This is a genomic window from Pseudomonas sp. HMWF006, from assembly GCF_003061205.1.
GTDB classification, from domain to species: Bacteria; Pseudomonadota; Gammaproteobacteria; order Pseudomonadales; family Pseudomonadaceae; genus Aquipseudomonas; species Aquipseudomonas monsensis.
Map to the genome: position 1 here is coordinate 17,016 of NZ_QAIU01000263.1, position 18,922 is coordinate 35,937.

Annotated in this window: 19 protein-coding genes and 1 pseudogene; 15 read left to right on the forward strand and 5 right to left on the reverse strand. The window is 55.1% G+C overall.

Annotated features, from left to right (window positions below; translation table 11 throughout):
- Positions 1 to 4 precede the first annotated feature (4 nt).
- Positions 5 to 1,816 (forward strand): hypothetical protein, encoded by a 1,812-nt coding sequence (locus tag DBR24_RS10745; RefSeq protein WP_128614715.1) that lies wholly within the window; start codon positions 5 to 7, stop codon positions 1,814 to 1,816.
- A gap of 331 nt (positions 1,817 to 2,147) precedes the next feature.
- On the opposite strand, the gene DBR24_RS10755 is transcribed toward DBR24_RS10745, so the two are convergent.
- Both DBR24_RS10755 and DBR24_RS10760 read right to left on the reverse strand, forming a co-directional pair.
- Positions 2,148 to 3,047: a hypothetical protein gene (locus DBR24_RS10755; RefSeq protein WP_128614716.1), complete on the reverse strand. Its 900-nt coding sequence runs from the start codon at positions 3,045 to 3,047 to the stop codon at positions 2,148 to 2,150.
- 119 nt (positions 3,048 to 3,166) lie between these two features.
- Positions 3,167 to 3,466: a hypothetical protein gene (locus DBR24_RS10760; RefSeq protein WP_128614717.1), complete on the reverse strand. Its 300-nt coding sequence runs from the start codon at positions 3,464 to 3,466 to the stop codon at positions 3,167 to 3,169.
- A 202-nt stretch (positions 3,467 to 3,668) separates the two neighbouring features.
- Between DBR24_RS10760 and DBR24_RS10765 the strand changes: the two genes are divergently transcribed.
- The gene (locus DBR24_RS10765; protein WP_128614718.1) at positions 3,669 to 4,037 is read left to right on the forward strand and encodes a hypothetical protein; all 369 of its coding nucleotides are present in this window, start codon (positions 3,669 to 3,671) and stop codon (positions 4,035 to 4,037) included.
- A gap of 9 nt (positions 4,038 to 4,046) precedes the next feature.
- Positions 4,047 to 4,325 carry a transposase gene (locus DBR24_RS34815; RefSeq protein WP_371921267.1) on the forward strand — a complete coding sequence of 93 codons (279 nt, stop codon included), beginning with the start codon at positions 4,047 to 4,049 and terminating at the stop codon, positions 4,323 to 4,325.
- A gap of 229 nt (positions 4,326 to 4,554) precedes the next feature.
- Here the strand turns inward: DBR24_RS34815 and DBR24_RS10780 are convergent, their stop codons facing one another.
- A complete protein-coding gene (locus DBR24_RS10780; protein ID WP_371921268.1) occupies positions 4,555 to 4,782 on the reverse strand; it encodes a solute carrier family 23 protein in 228 nt (75 codons plus the stop codon).
- A gap of 33 nt (positions 4,783 to 4,815) precedes the next feature.
- On the opposite strand from DBR24_RS10780, the pseudogene DBR24_RS10785 reads away from it, so the two are divergent.
- Positions 4,816 to 5,118, forward strand: a pseudogene (locus tag DBR24_RS10785) (LysR substrate-binding domain-containing protein); the annotation flags it as partial.
- Between the two features lies 1 nt (position 5,119).
- On the opposite strand, the gene DBR24_RS10790 reads toward DBR24_RS10785, so the two are convergent.
- Positions 5,120 to 5,524 (reverse strand): thioesterase family protein, encoded by a 405-nt coding sequence (locus tag DBR24_RS10790; RefSeq protein ID WP_128614720.1) that lies wholly within the window; start codon positions 5,522 to 5,524, stop codon positions 5,120 to 5,122.
- Positions 5,525 to 5,909: 385 nt separating this feature from the next.
- Here DBR24_RS10790 and DBR24_RS10795 point away from each other — a divergent pair, with 385 nt between their 5' ends.
- From DBR24_RS10795 to DBR24_RS10815, 5 genes are all read left to right on the forward strand, one after another.
- Positions 5,910 to 7,091 carry a ferritin-like domain-containing protein gene (locus DBR24_RS10795; RefSeq protein ID WP_158277030.1) on the forward strand — a complete coding sequence of 394 codons (1,182 nt, stop codon included), beginning with the start codon at positions 5,910 to 5,912 and terminating at the stop codon, positions 7,089 to 7,091.
- A 10-nt stretch (positions 7,092 to 7,101) separates the two neighbouring features.
- A complete protein-coding gene (locus DBR24_RS10800) occupies positions 7,102 to 7,614 on the forward strand; it encodes a PaaI family thioesterase (protein ID WP_123468734.1) in 513 nt (170 codons plus the stop codon).
- The gene (locus tag DBR24_RS10805) at positions 7,601 to 7,864 is read left to right on the forward strand and encodes an acyl carrier protein (RefSeq protein WP_158277031.1); all 264 of its coding nucleotides are present in this window, start codon (positions 7,601 to 7,603) and stop codon (positions 7,862 to 7,864) included. The genes DBR24_RS10800 and DBR24_RS10805 overlap by 14 nt, the downstream gene beginning before the upstream one ends.
- Positions 7,865 to 8,037: 173 nt before the next feature.
- The gene (locus DBR24_RS10810; RefSeq protein WP_158277032.1) at positions 8,038 to 9,618 is read left to right on the forward strand and encodes an AMP-binding protein; all 1,581 of its coding nucleotides are present in this window, start codon (positions 8,038 to 8,040) and stop codon (positions 9,616 to 9,618) included.
- On the forward strand, positions 9,615 to 10,190 hold the full coding sequence (locus tag DBR24_RS10815) for an acyl-CoA thioesterase (RefSeq protein ID WP_128614724.1): 576 nt from the start codon (positions 9,615 to 9,617) through the stop codon (positions 10,188 to 10,190). The genes DBR24_RS10810 and DBR24_RS10815 overlap by 4 nt, the downstream gene beginning before the upstream one ends.
- A gap of 54 nt (positions 10,191 to 10,244) precedes the next feature.
- On the opposite strand, the gene DBR24_RS10820 is transcribed toward DBR24_RS10815, so the two are convergent.
- Entirely contained in the window at positions 10,245 to 11,810 is a 1,566-nt protein-coding gene (locus tag DBR24_RS10820) for a carbohydrate porin (protein ID WP_128614725.1), read from the reverse strand.
- 167 nt (positions 11,811 to 11,977) lie between these two features.
- On the opposite strand from DBR24_RS10820, the gene DBR24_RS10825 reads away from it, so the two are divergent.
- The 6 genes from DBR24_RS10825 (at position 11,978) to DBR24_RS10850 (ending at position 18,815) form a co-directional block, all read left to right on the forward strand.
- Positions 11,978 to 13,252, forward strand: a complete 1,275-nt coding sequence (locus DBR24_RS10825) for an ABC transporter substrate-binding protein (RefSeq protein ID WP_128614726.1) — start codon at positions 11,978 to 11,980, stop codon at positions 13,250 to 13,252.
- Positions 13,253 to 13,273: 21 nt separating this feature from the next.
- A complete protein-coding gene (locus DBR24_RS10830) occupies positions 13,274 to 14,236 on the forward strand; it encodes a carbohydrate ABC transporter permease (protein WP_128614727.1) in 963 nt (320 codons plus the stop codon).
- Positions 14,233 to 15,075: a carbohydrate ABC transporter permease gene (locus DBR24_RS10835; protein WP_128614728.1), complete on the forward strand. Its 843-nt coding sequence runs from the start codon at positions 14,233 to 14,235 to the stop codon at positions 15,073 to 15,075. Before DBR24_RS10830 ends, DBR24_RS10835 begins: the two co-directional genes overlap by 4 nt.
- A gap of 27 nt (positions 15,076 to 15,102) precedes the next feature.
- The gene (locus DBR24_RS10840; RefSeq protein WP_128614729.1) at positions 15,103 to 16,248 is read left to right on the forward strand and encodes an ABC transporter ATP-binding protein; all 1,146 of its coding nucleotides are present in this window, start codon (positions 15,103 to 15,105) and stop codon (positions 16,246 to 16,248) included.
- Positions 16,245 to 17,747 carry a sucrose-6-phosphate hydrolase gene (locus tag DBR24_RS10845; RefSeq protein WP_177490514.1) on the forward strand — a complete coding sequence of 501 codons (1,503 nt, stop codon included), beginning with the start codon at positions 16,245 to 16,247 and terminating at the stop codon, positions 17,745 to 17,747. Before DBR24_RS10840 ends, DBR24_RS10845 begins: the two co-directional genes overlap by 4 nt.
- 75 nt (positions 17,748 to 17,822) lie before the next feature.
- Entirely contained in the window at positions 17,823 to 18,815 is a 993-nt protein-coding gene (locus tag DBR24_RS10850; RefSeq protein WP_123468714.1) for a LacI family DNA-binding transcriptional regulator, read from the forward strand.
- The last annotated feature ends 107 nt before the right edge of the window (positions 18,816 to 18,922 follow it).

Sequence of the window (18,922 nt, forward strand, 5' to 3'; positions counted from 1 at the left end):
CGCCATGCCGGCCAGTTACCCACCAGAGTGGTTCCAGATGGCGGACGTCAGGCGGCGTCGATTATCGGCCGCTATCTGGATTCCCTTGCGTCAATCCGAAGTGATTCACAAAGGCGGTGCAGATAGAGAGCTCGGCGCATTCGAAGAATCGCTTTGCGTCGGCTCGCTGGCGGTATACGCAGATCAGCGTGAGATAGGCGAAACACTAGGTTGGAGCTCCATTGGGTTGATGCATACCCCAGGGCCTTATGCCTTTTGCGACGGCCGCTACAAGCCAGCAGATCAGTATCTCCATGAGGATGAAGAGCCGCCAGTGGGAGTGGAGCTCGTTCTTCTGAACCATTTCAACAGTGACCACGATACGGAATGGCTGATAAATCAGGATCTACTCCTTGCACTACGATTGATGCAGGAGGGTGATTCATGGGTAAGCCCCAACGAAGGTTACATGGAGGTTATCCGGCAGCGCAGGAATGAAGATGGTCGAGTGATCGCCATCGAAATTCGTGCTGAACATTTGCGAGATTATTTATGTGCACGCGGTCTGGCCCTCAGGCTGGCGCAATACCGGGAGCGTAAGCAATATCTCGCTGATGCTTCTCACATCCCATGGCATGGTGCTCCTGTCGAAGAGAGGAAGGGTAACGAGCTTTTCAGGTTGCATACTTTTAGCATCAGGGCCGATGGAGGCTTGCTGGGCCGAATGTCGATCATGAGAGTCTGGCGCACAGATGTTGACTCTGAAGAAGACGTCCCGGCATTTGAGGCAGAAAACAACAGCAACACGGACTATGAGCATTATGAAGTCGAACACTCCGGGCTCACCTATCAGCAAGTAGACGGTCGCCTCTGGCGTGAAGAGTGGGTAGAGCCCGCAGCGAAAAGCGAACGAGTTCGTGGAGATCGGCCCGAGGAAGAGCTGTATTACACGACAGGAGCCGCTGGCGAAAAGCTGCCGGCCAGCGCGCTCAACGATGAGGACATCGGGCTGTATCTATGGTTCAAGGCAGATGTAATTGCAAACCTGTTGGCGATTAAGGGTTCGGCGTTGGAGTGGTACACATCGGACACTGGCTCGGTCAAGTGCTCGCCGGACTACGATATTCATTTTGGGGTAAACGAGCAGAACCATATCAATGCTCACGCCTACGACGTCGTCAAGCTACCACTTTGGCAGCAAAAGATATGGCATGGGTTCAACATCTCGCCAGACGGTCGCCCCTCACGCGAACTGGTTGCGTCCCAATTCCAAAGCGATCCCGCAGATACCATCGCGCCGGAAGCGATGTTCAAGATGGTGATAGTCAAACTGAACTCGCTCTTCTCCGAACACTTCGAGGCTCCGTTGTTTAAACCCCATGACCATTCGGCTGATATCCTGCGTAACTGTCACCGCTTCCGCGCGTTAGACAAAAATGGGGTGTTGGCGTTGGCCAAAGACATTTCCAGATTGACTGTGGACTCTATCGACATCGAGCTTCTGAAGCAGACTGTGTATGTTGACCCTAAGGAAAAACTGGGAAGCCTGAAGCTCCTGGAGCGCCTGCTGTTAAAATATTGCGACAAAGACGCAGCACGTCAGATGATGACACCGCTTCATATCGCTTACGGGCTGCGCCTTGGCGACGCTCACCTGCCTTCCAAGACAGATTTGGAGGACGCGCTACGCGATCTGAATATAGCTGACGACACTCATCCAATTACAATCGGAGCAACCTTGCTGGGCCGGGTGGGGATCAGCCTCATTGAGATAGGGAATACCATTCATACTGGGCTGAAAGCCGCCAATTCACCTCTCCGTGAACCCATTCCTTGATGTCGTTACGAAACTCTTGGATCTCGACCGGCGAGTACTTGAGCTTTTCAAAGGTCTGGCCCAGCTGCAGATCTATTCGGTTGCAGACCTCATTGCCAATCGTTAACCCGATGACCGCTGTGATTTGCTGATCATTGAGCTGGAAGATATCCACGTTGGGGTCTTGCTCGTGCCACTGCGCTAACGCATCGGCTGCTGCGTTTCTCATCGGCTTGTAAGGCCACCGCGGCAGCGACCGCACAGCTGAAAGCGCGTGCAGATCAATGCCCCTCTGCCCTAGGCGACGGCACAGTCAACTTGCCGCCGCCCTGTTGAGCTGGAGCTGTACCAGTCAGATGAGGAAGTTTAGATACCCGCGTTTTCCCGCTGTGGAGTTGTGATACTTGCGGAGCCAGAAGTATTTCTTGAGCACGCCTCGGTTGACATGTCTGAGTTTCTTGTCGGAATAGTTTATTCGGTAGGCTGCCCAAAATTCCTGAATCGATTCGATCACCAGCTTCTTTTGAGCGGTGAGGTACTCCTCACACTGTTTACGCGCTCGGACAGCCGTTCTAATACCAGCAAAGCTCCCCAAAGAGCGTGCTACAGAAGGCGACTTGGGGTCCGCAGCTGCCAACATGAGATCGAGAGTGTTGACATAGGTGATGTCTTTCTCCTGCACCAAAAACTCTGAGTCGCCATACATGGTTTTGAAGAGCCAGCGCACCATTATCATCAGCTCCTCGTTGCGCAGCACATCATCGGCTAAAGCGAGACGGGCCGACTTAGCCTTCCCTTCTGCCTCGCTCGCCGCGCTGAGGCCTGCACCAACGGCAAAACTGTCGTTGATGTCACAGTACTCGGTAGAGATGCCGCCCCGAAAAGTGATCTGTTTCTCCAGCAGGCACTTATTCATCAAGAGGCCCAATCGAATGCTCAAGAGCATCAGTGTGTTGGCCGAATGCATCAACACACGCTGAGCATTGGTCTCCCCGGCCACCTCCTTCGGTTTGAACGTCACCACGATGGAGTCGGAGATGCAGGCGCTTTTGACGTCATACCACTCGTACGGGTTAAAACCACTCTTGTCCTGGTACCCTTGCACCATAGCCTTTTCATACTCGACGAGAAGGTCTCGGTTGGTGACCATGAACTCCAGAAGCTCTTGCGCCGACTCATCGCTGGTCACTGCTGTATTCAGCTTCTTGAATCCCAGCATGTCGATAAAAACTGTCCACTGCACTGCTTTCATTGCTTAGAAATCACTTATCCAAAAGAGGTGGTCAGGAGGGTACGTGGAACACCAGAGCAGTGATGATCAGCTCGCGGTTCGCGTCACCAGGCTGGTGGAAAACGTAGCGGAAGCCGCTTTCATGCGGATATTTCTCCTTTCGTGTGAGCCTGGGTAGTGGCATCCACGCCCGCCAGCACCCGGCTCATTTCGACGGTGGCCAGTTGCATCAGGTAAGCAATCAAATTCTCAGGCGTAGTGTTGAGGAATCGATTCGCCTCTAGCCGCTCAACTTCAGTGGGAAGTTTCCCATTGGCCTCAACGAGCAACTGGTCGAGTTTGTTGCTGGAGAACAGATAGCCGTCAGATGTTGGCGAAAAGAACATCCTGAGTACCTCGATGAAGAATGATGGCAGATCATACTGGCTTTCTGCCCACACGAACCACTATCACGCGCTAGTGCTCGCTGCAGTCTCCCCAGGCAAGACTCCTGCCAGGCGCGCCTGCGTGATGAAACAAATGGACACCAAAAATCCAGGATGACCGCACACTGTAGTGCGAGCATGACCACGCCTTAAACCGCTCTATCTCAAGGGACTCCAGATGCGTAAGAGAAGTGACCCGCCGACCCGAATGACCTACTTGGGCATGATCATCTCGATGCCGTTCATCTTCGGGCTAGCGCTCTGGATGCAAGGTGATCTGACGCCACAGACAGCCACCCTCACCCTCACCGTGACCGGGCTTCTCTATCTGAACCTTCGCTGGATCCAAGACTTCTTCCGCGCCGGCTGGCAGCAAGACTTCGAGCATAAGCTAGCTCACACCCACGCAGAGCTCGCCCGCAAAGATCTCACCGCGAAAGAACGTCGTCGGCTGGAGCATTACCGGGACCAGTTGCCCAATCGCTTTCACCTGGTCACCTCTCCGGACGAAACGTACCGCACGGTCAAGGTTATCGGCGTCGCGCTCAAAGCTGCCGCTACTGTCCTGAAGAATTTTTCGCGTTAAGCCTGCTCAGTGAGCCCCCTTCGGACGCCCGCTCCAGGGCGTCCACCAATTCGTCCGACGCATCCCGTAGCCTACGATTCTCCCTCCCGTCATCCGAGCCGAGCTGAAACTCGCGAGCATGGCGAAGAGATGACGCGTAAATCCAAGCCTGGATTACCCCGCATGTTTGATCGCCCCAAGTACCGCCAACGTAATGTGATCGAGCGTATGTTCGGTTGGCTAAAAGAGAACCGCCGACTTGTGACACGCGTCGACAAGCTCGCAAAAAGTTATGGTGCGATGGTTTAGCTGGCTTGTGTCATGCGGTGTCTGCGAAACCTTTTTTCAGACAGAGCTTAGGAGTGTCCTGGAAACTAGCTCTATGAACACAAATCGATGAACAGGCGAGTTAATTCCGAGAACATTGAGTCTGTAATGTCGGGCCCGCGAGCCACTTATGAACATCTGACATCGCCCACTTGTTAAATGGTGTATTGCGCTAAGCACCCTCACGCTAAGCATGTCTCCACTTCGACAATCAACCCAGCATTTTGTAGATCTGAGTAACCACCTGCCTCGTAGCATCTTCAAGCGCAATCAAACCGATGTTCTGGGTGAAAACGTTGTAGGGACAGCTGTTGAACAAACAGCCGAGCATGGTCGAGAAACCGTCAGCGCGAAACGCGTTATCGAAAGTCCGTTGCGTGGTCGGTTTGCCGATCGTGAGGCAGTTGTCGGTGGTCCCGGCCATGATCACTAATGTCACACTGACCGTGGCCAAACCCGGCAACAGATTGGCGGGTTACCCAAGGAACTTGCGTTCCAGCAACTAGGCAGATTGATCATGCTGCATGTCTGCCAACCCAGCCATCCATTGGCGCAACTCGATACCGTCACGTTCGGCGACCAGCGCGCCTATCGCCGCCTGGCCTTCAGCGCCCACGCGAGTAAGTTGCCGAGCAGCGAATACCTGCGTTCGCCCCAGTTGTGGCAAGCGGAAAGCTATCTGGCGTTATTCGAAATGGTTCGTGCCGTGCTCGACTGGACCACCCTGCCCCGGCAACTGATCAAGCGTGAATTGGCCAAGGGTGAACTGGTGGAGTTTATGAAAGAAGTGCTCTTAACTGAGCTGGAATGGGTATAACTTCCTTGCTTTCTGGTGAGACGCATACGTGGGTGATATTCGCCGTAAAAGCCAATAAGTCCTTACCTAAAAACCCCTCAACCAAAAAGGTAAAAGAGTGCGCCCCCAGCTTGGCCACACCAACTTTTATAATCATTTCATCATCCCACGTTACCGGGCTCAGCAACTCTATCGACATCGCGCGAACCGGCGGCAGAATATTAAAACCCATTAAAGTTCTAAGCCCTGGAGCGCCCAGCCACCGGTCAAGCGCTACATAAATAGCTTCTACAGCGAAATATGAGAACCGTGGAGTGTAAACCACTCCTGCCGGGTCACAATCTCCGAACAAAATGGTTCGACTTACAAAAACTGCATCCGGCATTAAATCACCCCTGTCGTTATTGGTTATCCACGCCGCCGGCATTTTGCCTATTAACGCAACGGCCGCCCTACCACTGTATCAGGTCATTCAAACGTGCCACTGGATCTTTGCATTCTCGCGAGTCCGCGCCCCTCTCACCTATTGGGTACTAGAGATTTTCTTCTCGAAGGCCTGCGAATAACATAATTCCAACAACCGAGCAAGTAGACTAAAGCCTTGTGCGTGGCGGCAAATTCACCTCTTCTTTTTGGATCCAGCGTCTATATACTGCGCCCCGCCGTGACCAGGACTGGTTTCTCGGTCTAGAAACTGACCTCGTGGTCATGGTTCTGGCGCGACACGCTCAGGTGTCGATATGGAGCTGTATACATTGCAAGGGACTTCTATGAATATCTTTTACCTCCACTCTGGTAACGTTAACTCGTCCGCTATCTCGCTAGTTGATCGCAAGGGTTATGCTGTTGTCGAAAAAGCCATTCATGAGTTTGTTAATAACATTGACTTAGAGGGCTCCGATTGTTCGGTCATTTTGATTGCATCTGATCAGTTGCATGAAGTAGAACAAGTGCTGGAAGCCGTTAAAAACCCAGGCCTGCTGGTCAGCACACGAGTTCTGCTGGTCAGCGATGACCCGCAAGTGTGTGCCCTGGGGGATTCGGTAAAGTACGATATCCAAGGTGTCATCCCTACAGATACGCCAATAGCCGATATTGAAAAAGTTATCGAGAAAGCGATTTTTGCGTTCACGACTCTTCAGTCAAAGCACAACATCAAGGAGTTCTATCTAGATAATAAGTTCAACGAAGTCTTTGACTGGTTTGAGCAATCACGGTGGGAATGGTCGGAAATCGGCGATCTTTCAAACATCGACAGAAGCCTGTTGACTGATGAAGACATTCAGCTTCTGCACGACGGTGCTGTTGTAGAACATACGACACTGCCCGGCTCACACAACTTCCTGAACGAATGGCGTGATGAATTCGGCTTTTCCACTTGGTCGTTGATGTGGGGGGCGGAAGAAGCCAGGCATGCTCTGGTTCAGGCCAAATACCTGAAGCAATTGGGTATCGAAGTTCGCTCAAAGCACGCCATGTTTACGCGTAAACCGTACGAAGTCGGCGACTACCCTTCCGCTACTCTAATGATGAACGTGATCTCTGAGTACCGGGCGGCCAACTACTACAACCTGCGCGCACATCGCACGAATGAACCCACACTGAAAAAAATCTGGCGCTTGCTCAGCAAGGACGAATCTCGTCATGCCAAGGCGTTCTATGTTTTCTGCAAAGAATTGTGTGATGAAAGCGACGTCAACATGCTGGAAGCACTCAAAATGGCTTATGTCTGGCTGATTGATGCGTCCTATGGTGTCAAACACCCTGCCGGCCTGTTTTTCCCGAACGCGGACTCGCCCGACTCGGTCAAGACAATTGAGCAGGACGTGGTGGGTGATGATGACAATGAGCGCGGTGATGCCAATGTCTATCGCGCCTTGCGTAATCTCACCGGCAATAAAGCCATCGTCGATACACGCTCACTGAAATCCGAGATCCGCGCCAGAATGTAGGTCGTACATCATGAAACACGCTCTTGTCGAAGAGACAGATGTAGCTTCGAATTGTTTTGGTTGCAGCGTTCAAAACGATATCGGCTTGAAACTATTGTTTGATGACGGTTTAGACGAGGTGTCTGCACCCGTATCTCTCGGCCGTCAGTATGAGTCTTACCCGGGCATAGTTCATGGTGGAATTGTTTCCACCGTACTGGATGAATCCATGGGAAGAGCCATTATGGTCTTCACAGGAAAAATGGCAGTCACGATGGGGCTGCGAGTTCGATTCATCAGTATTTGTGAGTCATTTGCAGCATATCGAGTAACAGGCAAAATCATCTCTACGAACGGCAACATGATAAAAGCTGAAGCGCGACTCTTGACGCCTGCTGGCGATTTGGTCGCCTTGGGTGAAGCGTCGTGGATCGTGATTGATCCTGAGTCAGTAATCAGTGGGCAGACCAAAGTCCCTTACAGAACTTCCCTTTATATAAAACACGAAATTAACCGCAATGGAGCTGCTTGTGAACGAAATTGAATTCGATGTATTGGACATTATTACCAAGGTTGTAGGGCTGGAAGTCGGCTCAGTGACCACAAGTACCAGCATCAGAGACCTTGGCGTGACGTCGATGAAGATCGTTGAAATGATTTTGATGATCGAGAAAAAATACAACATCGAGATGCCTGATGATGCAACTTACACAATCGAAACTGCGGGTCAGTTGATTGCTACCGTGCAGGTTTTGGTTGGAGCCAATCAGGCTGAGTCGCTCGCTATCAATTGATCGGCCAATAGGTTGCGCCTTGCCGTAGGTCAACAGACGGCAAGGCGTTTATTCGCCAGTTCTAACAATCAGGGAATGATGTGATTACGATATTGACTGCACTTTCACGTACAGCCAGGTTGTCACCAGGGCGTGGGTTTCACGTTATTAAAAATGGCAAGATTACGTCATTTTTGAGCTATGCCAGTCTGCATGAAAGTGCTCTGGCCAAAGCCAGTCTAATGCGTGCACATATAAAACTTAACGAGCGAGTTGGATTGATATTTTTCAACGAACTCAGCTTTATCGAAAGCTTTTTTTCCATCTTGTTTGCAGGTGGCGTCCCCGTCCCCATCGCTCCGCCGCAACCGTTCTCGCCGTTACACGGTTTCTTCCGGCGTGTCGGACTGATTGCCAGGCAATCCAATATCCACAGAATCCTGGTTTCCGAATCGATCAGCGAAGAGGTCAAAGAGTCTCTCGGCATTCATACTTCCTCGATCGTGCAAACGCTTGATGAGTTTTGTGCTCTGGATAAGAGCAATGTAGAGGTTTCACTTGCCCCTGCCGATGCAGTCAGTGATACCGCGTTGATCCAGTACACGTCTGGCAGCACCTCGGATCCTAAAGGGGTCGTGGTATCTCAAGAAAATCTGATCTTGAATGTCGCTGCGATGTGCGAATCGTTTGAAATGAATGCCGAGTCTGCCGGTGTGACATGGCTCCCGTTCTTTCATGATATGGGTTTGATCGGTGGGCTTTTGTTACCCGTGTTTGCCGGCTCTGACTCTTACATTATGCGAACCGCTGACTTTGTCAAAGCGCCGCTGAGCTGGTTAAGGGCCATTTCCGACTTTTCCTTGAAGATTTCACCCGCACCGAACTTTGCCTATAAATATTGCCTGGAACGATTCAACGCCGATTCGTTGACAGGCTTGAACTTAAGCACTTGGCGCTCCGCCACCAGCGGAGCGGAACCTATCAACCCTAAAGTCATGCGAGCCTTTACGCAGGCTTTCGCTACTTACGGCTTCTCTGCAGATTCGATCATGCCTTTGTATGGAATGGCCGAAGCGACTTTGGGGGCCACGTTCAGCGCCGTAGGCGCAGGCATGCAAAGTATCTATGTCGACCGTGAGGCGCTTAATAAGGGTTTGGTTGTGCGGACAGACAACAATGCCCCGGCAAGTAAAGAGATTGTCTCGTGTGGAAAGCCCATCCGCCATGTAGAAGTTAGCATTCGAGCCGACAATCTGGGGTTTATGAGCACCCCGCTCCTACTGGGTGAAATTGCGCTGAAGGGGCACTCTGTATGCAGCGCATATGATAACGATCAGGAAAATACCACCGCCATGCTTGAAAATGGCTGGTTCTTGACCGGAGATATAGGCTTCTTGCATGAGGAAGAGTTATACGTCGTGGGACGCAGCAAGGAAGTCATCATTATCAACGGCGCTAATTACTTCGCCAACGACATTGAAAGTTATACGTCTGAGGTCGCTGGAATTCGAGGGGTTGCGGCAGTTGCCCAGATCGGATCAGACAGTGAAGAATGCGCGTTACTCATCGTCCCGGCAAAAGGCAGTGATCCAGACAGTCTGACTCAAACCGTTCGCAGAAAGATCAATGACGAACTGGGCATTCACATCGCAAGTATCGACATCATTTCTCCCGGTCAGTTGTTCAAAACGACCAGTGGAAAGATTGATCGAGCAAAAATGAAATCACTCTACAACGATAATTTCTCACGCTCCGCCGAGGCAGTTAATCCATGAACCTGTTTTTCAGATTATTCATCATGTCGTTGGCGGGTGCTGTAATGCGATGGCGCAAGCCTACCCATTTCAGGAGCGCGACAGCCATTAGATTCACCGCTGGCCCCCTCGATATAGATTTGAACATGCACATCAATAATGGGCGTTTCCTGTCGCTTGCCGATCTCGGCAGGCTGCATTTCCTGTGGTCAGTCGGCACGCTTGGAGGGATTCTGAAAAACGGTTGGATGCCTCTGGTAGGCAACGTGGATATTGAATACAAAAAATCGATAAAACTATTTCAACGGTTTGAAGTTAAAACCGAGCTTCTTTACTGGGATGAAAAATGGTTTTACTTCCAGCATGTCTTCCTGGTCGGACCGAAAGTGTCGGCAGTGGCCAACGTCAAGGCACTCTTGATCGACCGCTCGCGTAAAACTGTTGAGCCTGCCCGAGTATTTGCGCTGATCGGTGAATGCCCTGAACCTCCAGCCGTGCCCGAATCCATTAATGATTGGATAGTACGACCCCGGGCACAACCACACACTGCGACGTCCTTAAAGGCAGAAGCTCTCGAATCACAGAGCGAGTAGCACTGCTGGCTTGGTGCAGTGCGACCAAGCCGCACTGCACTTGTCTCTCGGCCTTTAAAACCAGGTCTCCATCTGAATGCCGTACTGCCAGACACCTCCCGCATGGAAGTCGGTCATGCCAAAGGCATCTGTGGTGCTGAATCTGTCCAGATCCGAAGACCAGTTCATGAAGCTTGCGAACACTCGCAGTTCAGGACGCGTAAGAAGATCTGCAACGTCAAGTTTGAATGTCGGGGCGACCGTGAATTTCCAGAAGTTACCGTCGACCGCATTACGTTGCAGATAGCCCTTGGGATCGAGGTTCATGGTTTGCCAACTCAGTTCGTAGGCCATCTCGAAGTTGCTGTTGATTTTGTTAGCCAGTCGCACGTTCAGAGTCAGCCAGCGGTAGTCGTCACCCTTGACGTATCGGTCCTTGCTTTGCTCGGCCAGCAAGCTGGGCCCGATACGCCAGTCAGGCGCAAGCGGGGTCTCCCCGTAAAGTGCCAGCCGCAGCGCGCGGGCCTCGTCGATCAACTCCCCGTCCGAGCCAACGTTCTTGACCTCTGCACCCAGGCCTTGCCCATAGAGCAGCGCCGTTTTGAAGAAGCCTTCTCTGCCGAAAAAAGTTTTCTGGTGATTGGCCAGCATGCTGTGCAAGCCGGAATCCGCAGGCGTCAAACCGGCTTTATTGGTGCGGGTCGAGAAATCGTTTTTCTTCGCACCGATGGCGTTGTACATCCATTGCCACTGGCCATCCGCGAAAAACTGGTTGGAGGTCAGAATGTAGCTTTCCACATCGGCATTGATACCCCCTTGACTGAAATCCCCGTAGCTACGCCCAATCAAGGAGTAATTCGAGCGCCAGTTCTTGTTCATCTGCACATCGTAAATGCCACCGCCGGTGCCAGCCAGGTAGACGACGTCCGAGTCCAGCCAGTGGATATCGAAGTTGTCTCTGTCGAAGCGCTTGCCTGCCCACAGCGTGGCGTTCTCGAACACTGAATTGCCTTTGAACGCGGCGACATGGTCGAGCGTGGCGAATACCTGGCGTACGTTGAGTTTGCTTTCGTCGGCCGTCCAGTCGTTGGAGCTTTCCACCCCGTCGGCGATGGAAACCGTGAACTTGGAGCGGGTGCCGTTTTGCGCATGGATCTCTTTCGACAGGTCGATACGCATGTAGGTGTCGTCTTCGTTGCCGAGTCGCCCCACTGCACCGCCCACCGAGCCGGCCGGCGTTGTATAAGGGCCGCCACGGCCACCACCGAGTCCCTCGTCGACCAACAATCCGGAGCGCGCATAGCCGTTGAAGCTGAACCCATCAGTGAGGTGTCCGGTACTGCCCTCTTTCTCCGGGCTTTGCTGACGGGCTTCGAGTTTTGCCAGTCGGGTATCCAGGTCAGGCGCCGAAATGGCTGTTGCGTTAGACGCGGCGGGCTGCAAGGGAGGGGACGCAAGTTTGATCTGCTGCAATTCTCGGACAAGTATTTGGGTCTGCTGTTCGGCCGTGGCTGCGCGCTTTTCGGCTGCGCTGGCACGGGCTTCAAGTGCGGCCATGCGCTGTTCCAGTGTCGCTGCCTGAGAGGTCGCCGCGGATGTGCCGAGCACACCTGCCAGGAGCCAGCCTGTTGCTTTATGCATGTGAAATCCCTGTTTGTTTTTATTGTTGGTTGACGCTATTGGCGCTTTTTTACCGGAGCAGCGCGTTGTCGCAATCAGCGAAAAAAAGGGTGCCTCATCGCAAATACGCTGCTACATTTGGCGATGTTAACGTTAACTTTTCTAAAAACAAAAATAAAGGACGCTCGATGAAACACCTGAAATCGCTCCTGCCCGCCACATTGATCACCCTGTTTGCCGCACTTCCATCCGTTTCGAGCGCAGCCGATCTGACGATCTCGTGCGGTGCTGTGGGTGCGGAGTTGCAACTGTGCAAGGAGGCCGTCGAGAGATGGTCGAAACAGACTGGCAACAACGTCGAGGTGGTCTCTACGCCTAACTCGGCGACCGAGAGGTTATCGTTCTATCAACAGATCCTCAGTGCGCAGTCCGCCGACATCGACATCATTCAAATCGACATGGTCTGGCCGGGGATGCTGGCCAAACACCTGATGGATCTGCGTGAGGTGCTTCCAGCCAACGCGACCCAAGGCTACTTCCAGGCACAGGTCGATAACGCCACCGTAAACGGACGTTTGGTGACGATGCCCTGGTTCACCGACTCGGGCCTGCTGTATTACCGCAAAGACTTGCTTGAGAAATACAACCGGCAGGTCCCCCAGACCTGGGAAGAAATGACTGCTACCGCGAGGGATGTTCAACAGGCCGAGCGCACCGCCGGGAACGCCACTGTCTGGGGTTACATCTTTCAGGGCCGCGCCTACGAGGGGCTGACGTGTAATGCGCTGGAGTGGATCAGCAGCCAGCCGCAAGGCGGGCTGATCAATCAACGCGGCGACATCGTGGTCAACAGTCAGGCTTCAAGAGCAGCTTTGACGTTGGCGAAAAGCTGGGTCGGCGACATCTCCCCGCGTGGCGTGCTCAATTACACCGAGGAAGAAGGCCGTGGCGTTTTCCAGTCGGGCAATGCGCTGTTCATGCGTAACTGGCCCTATGTCTGGGCCCTGGTGCAAAGCCAGGACAGTGCCGTAAAAGACAAAGTCGGGGTCGCTCCCCTGCCCCGCGGCGGCGAGGCCGGCGACCATGCCTCCACCCTCGGTGGCTGGGGCCTGGCGATATCGCGCTACAGCGCCCATCCCGAACTTGCCGCCGAGCTGGTGAGCTACCTGACCAGCGCCCAGGAGCAAAAACGTCGAGCCCTGGCAGGCGCCTATAACCCGGTGATCGAGTCGCTGTATCAAGATCCCGAGTTACTCGCGGCCATGCCTTATTACGCTCAGTTGCACAGCATTCTCAACGATGGGGTCATGCGCCCCGCGTCAATCACCGCCGATCGCTATCCGCGGGTCTCCAATGCGTTCTTCGATCGCGTGCATGGCGTGCTCGCGGGCGAGTTGCCCGTCGATCAGGCGCTGGCCGAACTGGAAAGCGAACTCACGCGCATCAAACGCCAGAACTGGTAAGCCACAAGGAAGGAAATCACCATGTCTGTCTCTACTGCCCATGCCCCCTTCGACGAGCTGCTGCTCACGAGGGAAACGCCCGTACAACGCCGTCGGGTACGCGCCGCCTGGCTGTTCCTGACACCGATGCTGTTGTGTCTGGCCCTGGTCGCTGCCTGGCCGCTGCTGCGCACATTCTGGTTCAGCCTGACCGACGCCAGCCTGGCGGACAGCGGTGGCGCAACCTTCATCGGCTTGAGCAATTATCTGGTCCGCAACGGTTCCGCCTGGTCGGGCATCCTCGTCGATCCACAATGGTGGAATGCGGTGCGCAACACGTTGTATTTCACTGTGGTGTCAGTGGGTCTGGAAGTCGTACTGGGGCTGTTGGTGGCGTTGCTGTTGAACATCAAGTTCACCGGCCGTTCTCTGGTGCGTGCGTTGATTCTGATTCCATGGGCGATTCCGACCATTGTCTCGGCAAAGATCTGGGCATGGATGCTGAACGACCAGTTCGGCATCATCAATCACTTGATGCTGAGCCTCGGCCTGATTGACGCGCCCCTGGCCTGGACGGCAGATGCAGACCTGTCGATGTGGGCGGTGATCATCGTCGACGTCTGGAAGACCGTGCCTTTTGTCACGCTGCTGATGCTGGCGGCCTTGCAGATGTTGCCAAGCGATTGCTACGAAGCGGCCCGGGTCGATGGCATCCACCCGCTGAAAGTGTTCTGGCGTGTCACCCTTCCCCTGTTGATGCCTGCACTGCTGGTGGCAGCGATCTTTCGCATTCTCGACTCGCTGCGGGTATTCGACGTGATCTATGTGCTGACCTCGAACTCGTCGAGCACCATGAGCATGTCGGTGTATGCCCGTCAGCACCTGGTGGAATTCCAGGACGTCGGTTACGGCAGCGCGGCTTCAACCCTGTTGTTTCTGGTGGTGGCGGTCATCGCCATGCTTTATCTCTACCTCGGCCGCCGTCAACTGGAGGTCCGTTCATGAGCCCGCGCCTGCTGAAAAAAGCGTTGTTGCGCCTCGGCTTCTGGTGCCTGATCGGGGTGTTGTTGCTGTATGCGGTTTTCCCCTTCTACTACGCCATCCTCACGTCGCTGAAGCCGTCCAGCGCCTTGTTCGAGATCAGCTACTGGATCGCAAACCCGGACTTCTCCAATTACGCGGCGATCCTCCATCAAGCCTCATTCCTGCGGGCGATCGGTAATTCGCTGGTGGTTGCGCTGTGCGTGGTGACACTGGCGCTGTTCCTCAGCCTGACCGCCGCCTATGCCTTGGGCCGGGTGAAATTCCGCGGGCGTGGCACGGTGTTGATGATGGTGCTTGGCGTGTCGATGTTTCCCCAGGTTGCGGTGCTGTCGGGGCTGTTCGAAGTGATCCGCGCCTTGGGTCTGTACAACACGCCCTGGGCGTTGATCCTGAGCTACACGATTTTCACCCTGCCCTTCACCGTCTGGGTACTGACCACATTCATGGGGCAATTGCCCCATGAATTGGAGGAAGCGGCAATCATGGATGGCGCCTCGCCTTGGGTCACGCTGACCCGAGTGCTGTTGCCGTTGCTGTGGCCCGCGCTGGTGACCACTGGTTTATTGGCCTTCATCGCCGCGTGGAACGAGTTCCTGTTTGCCCTGACCTTCACCCTCACTGACACCCAACGCACGGTGCCGGTCGCCATCGCCTTGATTTCCGGCGGCAGCCCCCATGAGTTGCCTTGGGGCTTGTTGATGGCGGCCTCGGTGCTGGTCACCGTCCCACTGGTGATTCTGGTGCTGATCTTCCAGCGCCGAATCGTTTCCGGCCTTACTGCCGGCGCGTTAAAGGGTTGATGCCCAACAAAGACAAGGAACAGCATCGTGATCAAATTAAAACTGGACAACGTGAACAAACAATTGGGCGGCGTGCGGATTCTTCGCGACATCAACCTGGAGATCGCGGCGGGTGAATTCGTGGTGTTCGTCGGCCCTTCGGGCTGCGGAAAGTCGACCCTGCTGCGGCTGATCGCCGGACTGGATTCGATCTGCGCCGGCGACCTGCTGATCGACGGGCGACGGGTCAACGACCTGGAGCCGCGCGAGCGTGGCGTCGGCATGGTGTTTCAGTCTTATGCGCTATACCCGCACATGAGCGTCTACGACAACATCAGTTTTGGTCTCAAGCTTGCGAAGACGGAAAAGAGCAGCCTGCGCGAGCGGGTGCTGAAAACTGCGCAAATCCTGCAATTGGACAAGCTGCTGCAACGCAAGCCAAAAGAGCTGTCCGGTGGGCAGCGTCAGCGTGTGGCCATGGGCAGAGCCATGGCGCGAGAACCGGACATTTTGTTGTTCGATGAGCCGCTTTCCAACCTGGACGCGTCCTTGCGGGTGCAGATGCGCAACGAAATCGCCCGGCTGCATGCCCGACTGCGCTCGACCATGATCTACGTTACCCACGATCAGGTAGAAGCGATGACCCTGGCCGACAAAATTGTCGTGCTCAATGGCGGCCATGTAGAGCAGGTCGGCGCACCGCGCGAACTCTATGAGCGCCCGGCCAGCCGCTTTGTCGCCGGTTTTCTCGGCTCGCCCAGAATGAATTTTCTGCCGGTGCGCCTGCAGACGCCAGGCGAAACCAGCCTGGTCGATACCCTTGTATGGGGAATCATGCCCCTGCCCTTCGACAGCTCGAACCTGGCGACGGGCACGCAGCTGAGCCTGGGGATTCGTCCGGAGCATGTGTCGCTGAAGGCGGCGGATAAAGCCGCTGGCGTCATCGTTACCGCGGTCGAATACCTGGGCAGCGAAACCTACGTGCACCTCGAGACAGGTCAAGACGATCCACTGATCTGTCGTTGCGAAGTCAGCGCCGGATGGCAAGCCGGCGATCGGGTTGAGCTGCATCTGGACATCGACAACCTGCACCTGTTCGACGTCGACGGCGCGGCCTTGAAGCGCTACCCGCAAGCCATTGAAACCCTTCCGGATGGCGTCTTTCTGCGCTCGGCACGAGCAAGCGCCCTATGACTGAGTATTTGAATCGTATGAACGACCCAATGTCTTGCGCCCTTGACCTTGCGCAGCATGCGCTGAGTGATGGTCTGACTCGCGTCATCCAGGATTATCGTCCCGGTTATCATCTTGCCCCGCCGGCAGGCTGGATGAACGACCCTAACGGCGTCGTGTACTTTCGTGGCGAATATCACGTTTTCTATCAGCATCACCCCTTCGATGCGCAGTGGGGACGGATCTATTGGGGCCACGCCAAGAGTGCCGATCTGGTTCATTGGCAGCACCTGCCCATTGCGCTGGCTCCCGGCGATGACGTCGACCGTGACGGTTGTTTTTCCGGTAGCGCCGTGGTGTGTGGCGATACCTTGGCCCTGATCTACACCGGGCACACTTGGCTGGGTGATGTGGGAGACGAGCGTTTCATCCGTCAAGTGCAGTGCCTGGCAACAAGTACCGATGGCATCCACTTCGTCAAACATGGCGCCGTGATCGACCGCGCGCCGCAAGACACCATCATGCACTTCCGTGACCCCAAGGTCTGGCAGGAGGATGACTGTTGGTACCTGATTGCCGGCGCGCGTCTGGGCGACAGGCCGCTGCTGCCGTTGTACCGTTCCACGGATCTGCACACCTGGGAATTCCTCGACTATGTGTCCGCCGGCAGCGAGGGCGATGGCTATATGTGGGAATGCCCGGACCTGTTTCGCCTGAATGGACGCGACGTGCTGCTGTACTCGCCCCAAGGCATGCAAGCCGACGGTTACGACCGGCTCAACAAATACCAGACGGGTTACCGAGTGGGCCAACTCGATAGCGCATGGCATTTCACCGGTGGGCCTTTTATCGAGCTGGATAACGGCCACGATTTCTATGCAGCGCAAACGCTACTGGCCGCCGATGGTCGGCGCCTGGTGTGGGCGTGGCTCGACATGTGGGAAAGCCCGATGCCGAGCCAGGCCCATCACTGGTGCGGCATGCTAGGTGTGCCGCGTGAACTGGAACTGCGCGGCGATCGCCTTTGCGTGTATCCGGCACGGGAGCTCAGCGCTCTGCGCCTGGCGCCATTGCCGGATACGCCCGGCTGGGAAGATACGGGATCGCGGTGGGTGCCGGAAGTGCGCGGCGATATGCTAGAAATCCATGTGCAACTGGATCTGCTCGACTGCACCGACGGCCACTTGGGGATCGCCTTGCGTTGCAGCGACGATGGCCGTGAAGAAACCCTGCTCTACTACGATGCAGCACTGCAGCGCCTGGTGCTTGACCGCAGTCGCTCGGGTGCGCAAGTCACAGGCCAGCGCAGCGTATGGATAGACCCGACACAACAGCGACTCGAACTGCGCGTGTTCCTCGATCGTTCGTCCGTCGAGGTGTTCGACGAAAACGGGCGCTTCAGCCTCAGCAGTCGCGTCTATCCGCGGCCCGACAGCCTGGGCGTGAAGCTTCTGGCAAGCGGGACTGGCGGACGTGTGTCGATTTGCGGGGCATGGCCTCTTGGTTCTGGATGGCTATGAACGGCGTCATTCGGGTCGCGAGAAGCGCGGGCCCTGTGTCATGATCTGGCGTCAACCTGACCGATTTTGCCTCACATGACTTCAGTGAAAGACGTTGCACAGCTGGCCGGCGTGTCCTTGATGACGGTTTCTCGTGCGCTCAACAGTCCGGAAAAACTGAGCGCCGAAACCCTTCAGCGGGTGCGTCGGGCCATTGATGAATTGCAGTTCGTACCGAGCCTGTCAGCGCGCAAGATGCGCGGCGATAACCTGCAGTCGCGGACCATCGGTGTGTTCGCGCTGGACACGGCAACCACGCCGTTCGCGGTCGAGTTGCTGCTGTCCATTGAGCAGACCGCACAGCAGGCAGGCTGGAATGTCTTTATCCTCAACCTGCTCAGCAACCCGCCCACCGACCAGAACATCGACCTGATGCTGTCGCACCGTCCGGACGGCTTGATCTTCAGCGCCATGGGATTTCGCCAGGTTTCCATTCCCGAACGATTGAAGAGCAAACCGTTGGTCCTCGCCAATTGCCTGGCCGATGACCGCCGTCTCGTCAGCTATGTACCCGACGATGAAGCAGGCCAATACCGGGCCGTACACCATGCGTTGAACCTCGGCTACAAGCGCCCGCTGTGTATCAATCTGCCCAAACAGAGTCTGGCCTGGGGGCTACGCCAAAAAGGCCTGCAACGTGCCTGTCAGGCATTCGGACTGGCGCCGGAGGCACTCCTGCAATACGACCTTTCCGACCATGATGCCTATAGCGAAACGGCCGCTATCCTCGATCGGCACATCAACGATGGTCGCCCCCAATTCGATATCCTGATCTGTGGCAACGACCGCATTGCCTTTTGTGCCTATCAGTTGCTATTGGGCCGAGGCCTGAAAATTCCCGAAGATGTCGCGGTGCTTGGCTATGACAACATGGTCGGTATTGCAGAGCTGTTCATCCCCCCGCTGACCACGGTGCAACTGCCGTACTACGAGATCGGGCGCAAGGCTGTCCGGCACCTGATCGAGACCCTCGACGTATCGGGCGCCCAGCCGGTTGATTGTCCATTGGTGGTCAGAACATCGCTATGAGCCTGGAAGGGCCCGCGCAGGGCCCTTTTCGTACTTCAAGCAAAATGGTCCGGCCATTGAGCCAATCCTTCACCGTCTGATCGAAACCTGTCCCGGCAACCTCACAC

Bases quoted from the DNA above. Each gene is read 5' to 3' on its own strand.
- DBR24_RS10850 (WP_123468714.1), top strand. From the start codon at position 17,823: ATGACTTCAGTGAAAGACGTTGCACAGCTGGCCGGCGTGTCCTTGATG.
- DBR24_RS10745 (WP_128614715.1), top strand. From the start codon at position 5: ATGCCGGCCAGTTACCCACCAGAGTGGTTCCAGATGGCGGACGTCAGG.
- DBR24_RS10800 (WP_123468734.1), top strand. From the start codon at position 7,102: ATGAAACACGCTCTTGTCGAAGAGACAGATGTAGCTTCGAATTGTTTT.
- DBR24_RS10755 (WP_128614716.1), bottom strand. From the start codon at position 3,047: ATGAAAGCAGTGCAGTGGACAGTTTTTATCGACATGCTGGGATTCAAG.
- DBR24_RS10825 (WP_128614726.1), top strand. From the start codon at position 11,978: ATGAAACACCTGAAATCGCTCCTGCCCGCCACATTGATCACCCTGTTT.
- DBR24_RS10835 (WP_128614728.1), top strand. From the start codon at position 14,233: ATGAGCCCGCGCCTGCTGAAAAAAGCGTTGTTGCGCCTCGGCTTCTGG.
- DBR24_RS10845 (WP_177490514.1), top strand. From the start codon at position 16,245: ATGACTGAGTATTTGAATCGTATGAACGACCCAATGTCTTGCGCCCTT.
- DBR24_RS10790 (WP_128614720.1), bottom strand. From the start codon at position 5,524: ATGCCGGATGCAGTTTTTGTAAGTCGAACCATTTTGTTCGGAGATTGT.
- DBR24_RS10820 (WP_128614725.1), bottom strand. From the start codon at position 11,810: ATGCATAAAGCAACAGGCTGGCTCCTGGCAGGTGTGCTCGGCACATCC.
- DBR24_RS10815 (WP_128614724.1), top strand. From the start codon at position 9,615: ATGAACCTGTTTTTCAGATTATTCATCATGTCGTTGGCGGGTGCTGTA.
- DBR24_RS10795 (WP_158277030.1), top strand. From the start codon at position 5,910: ATGAATATCTTTTACCTCCACTCTGGTAACGTTAACTCGTCCGCTATC.
- DBR24_RS10830 (WP_128614727.1), top strand. From the start codon at position 13,274: ATGTCTGTCTCTACTGCCCATGCCCCCTTCGACGAGCTGCTGCTCACG.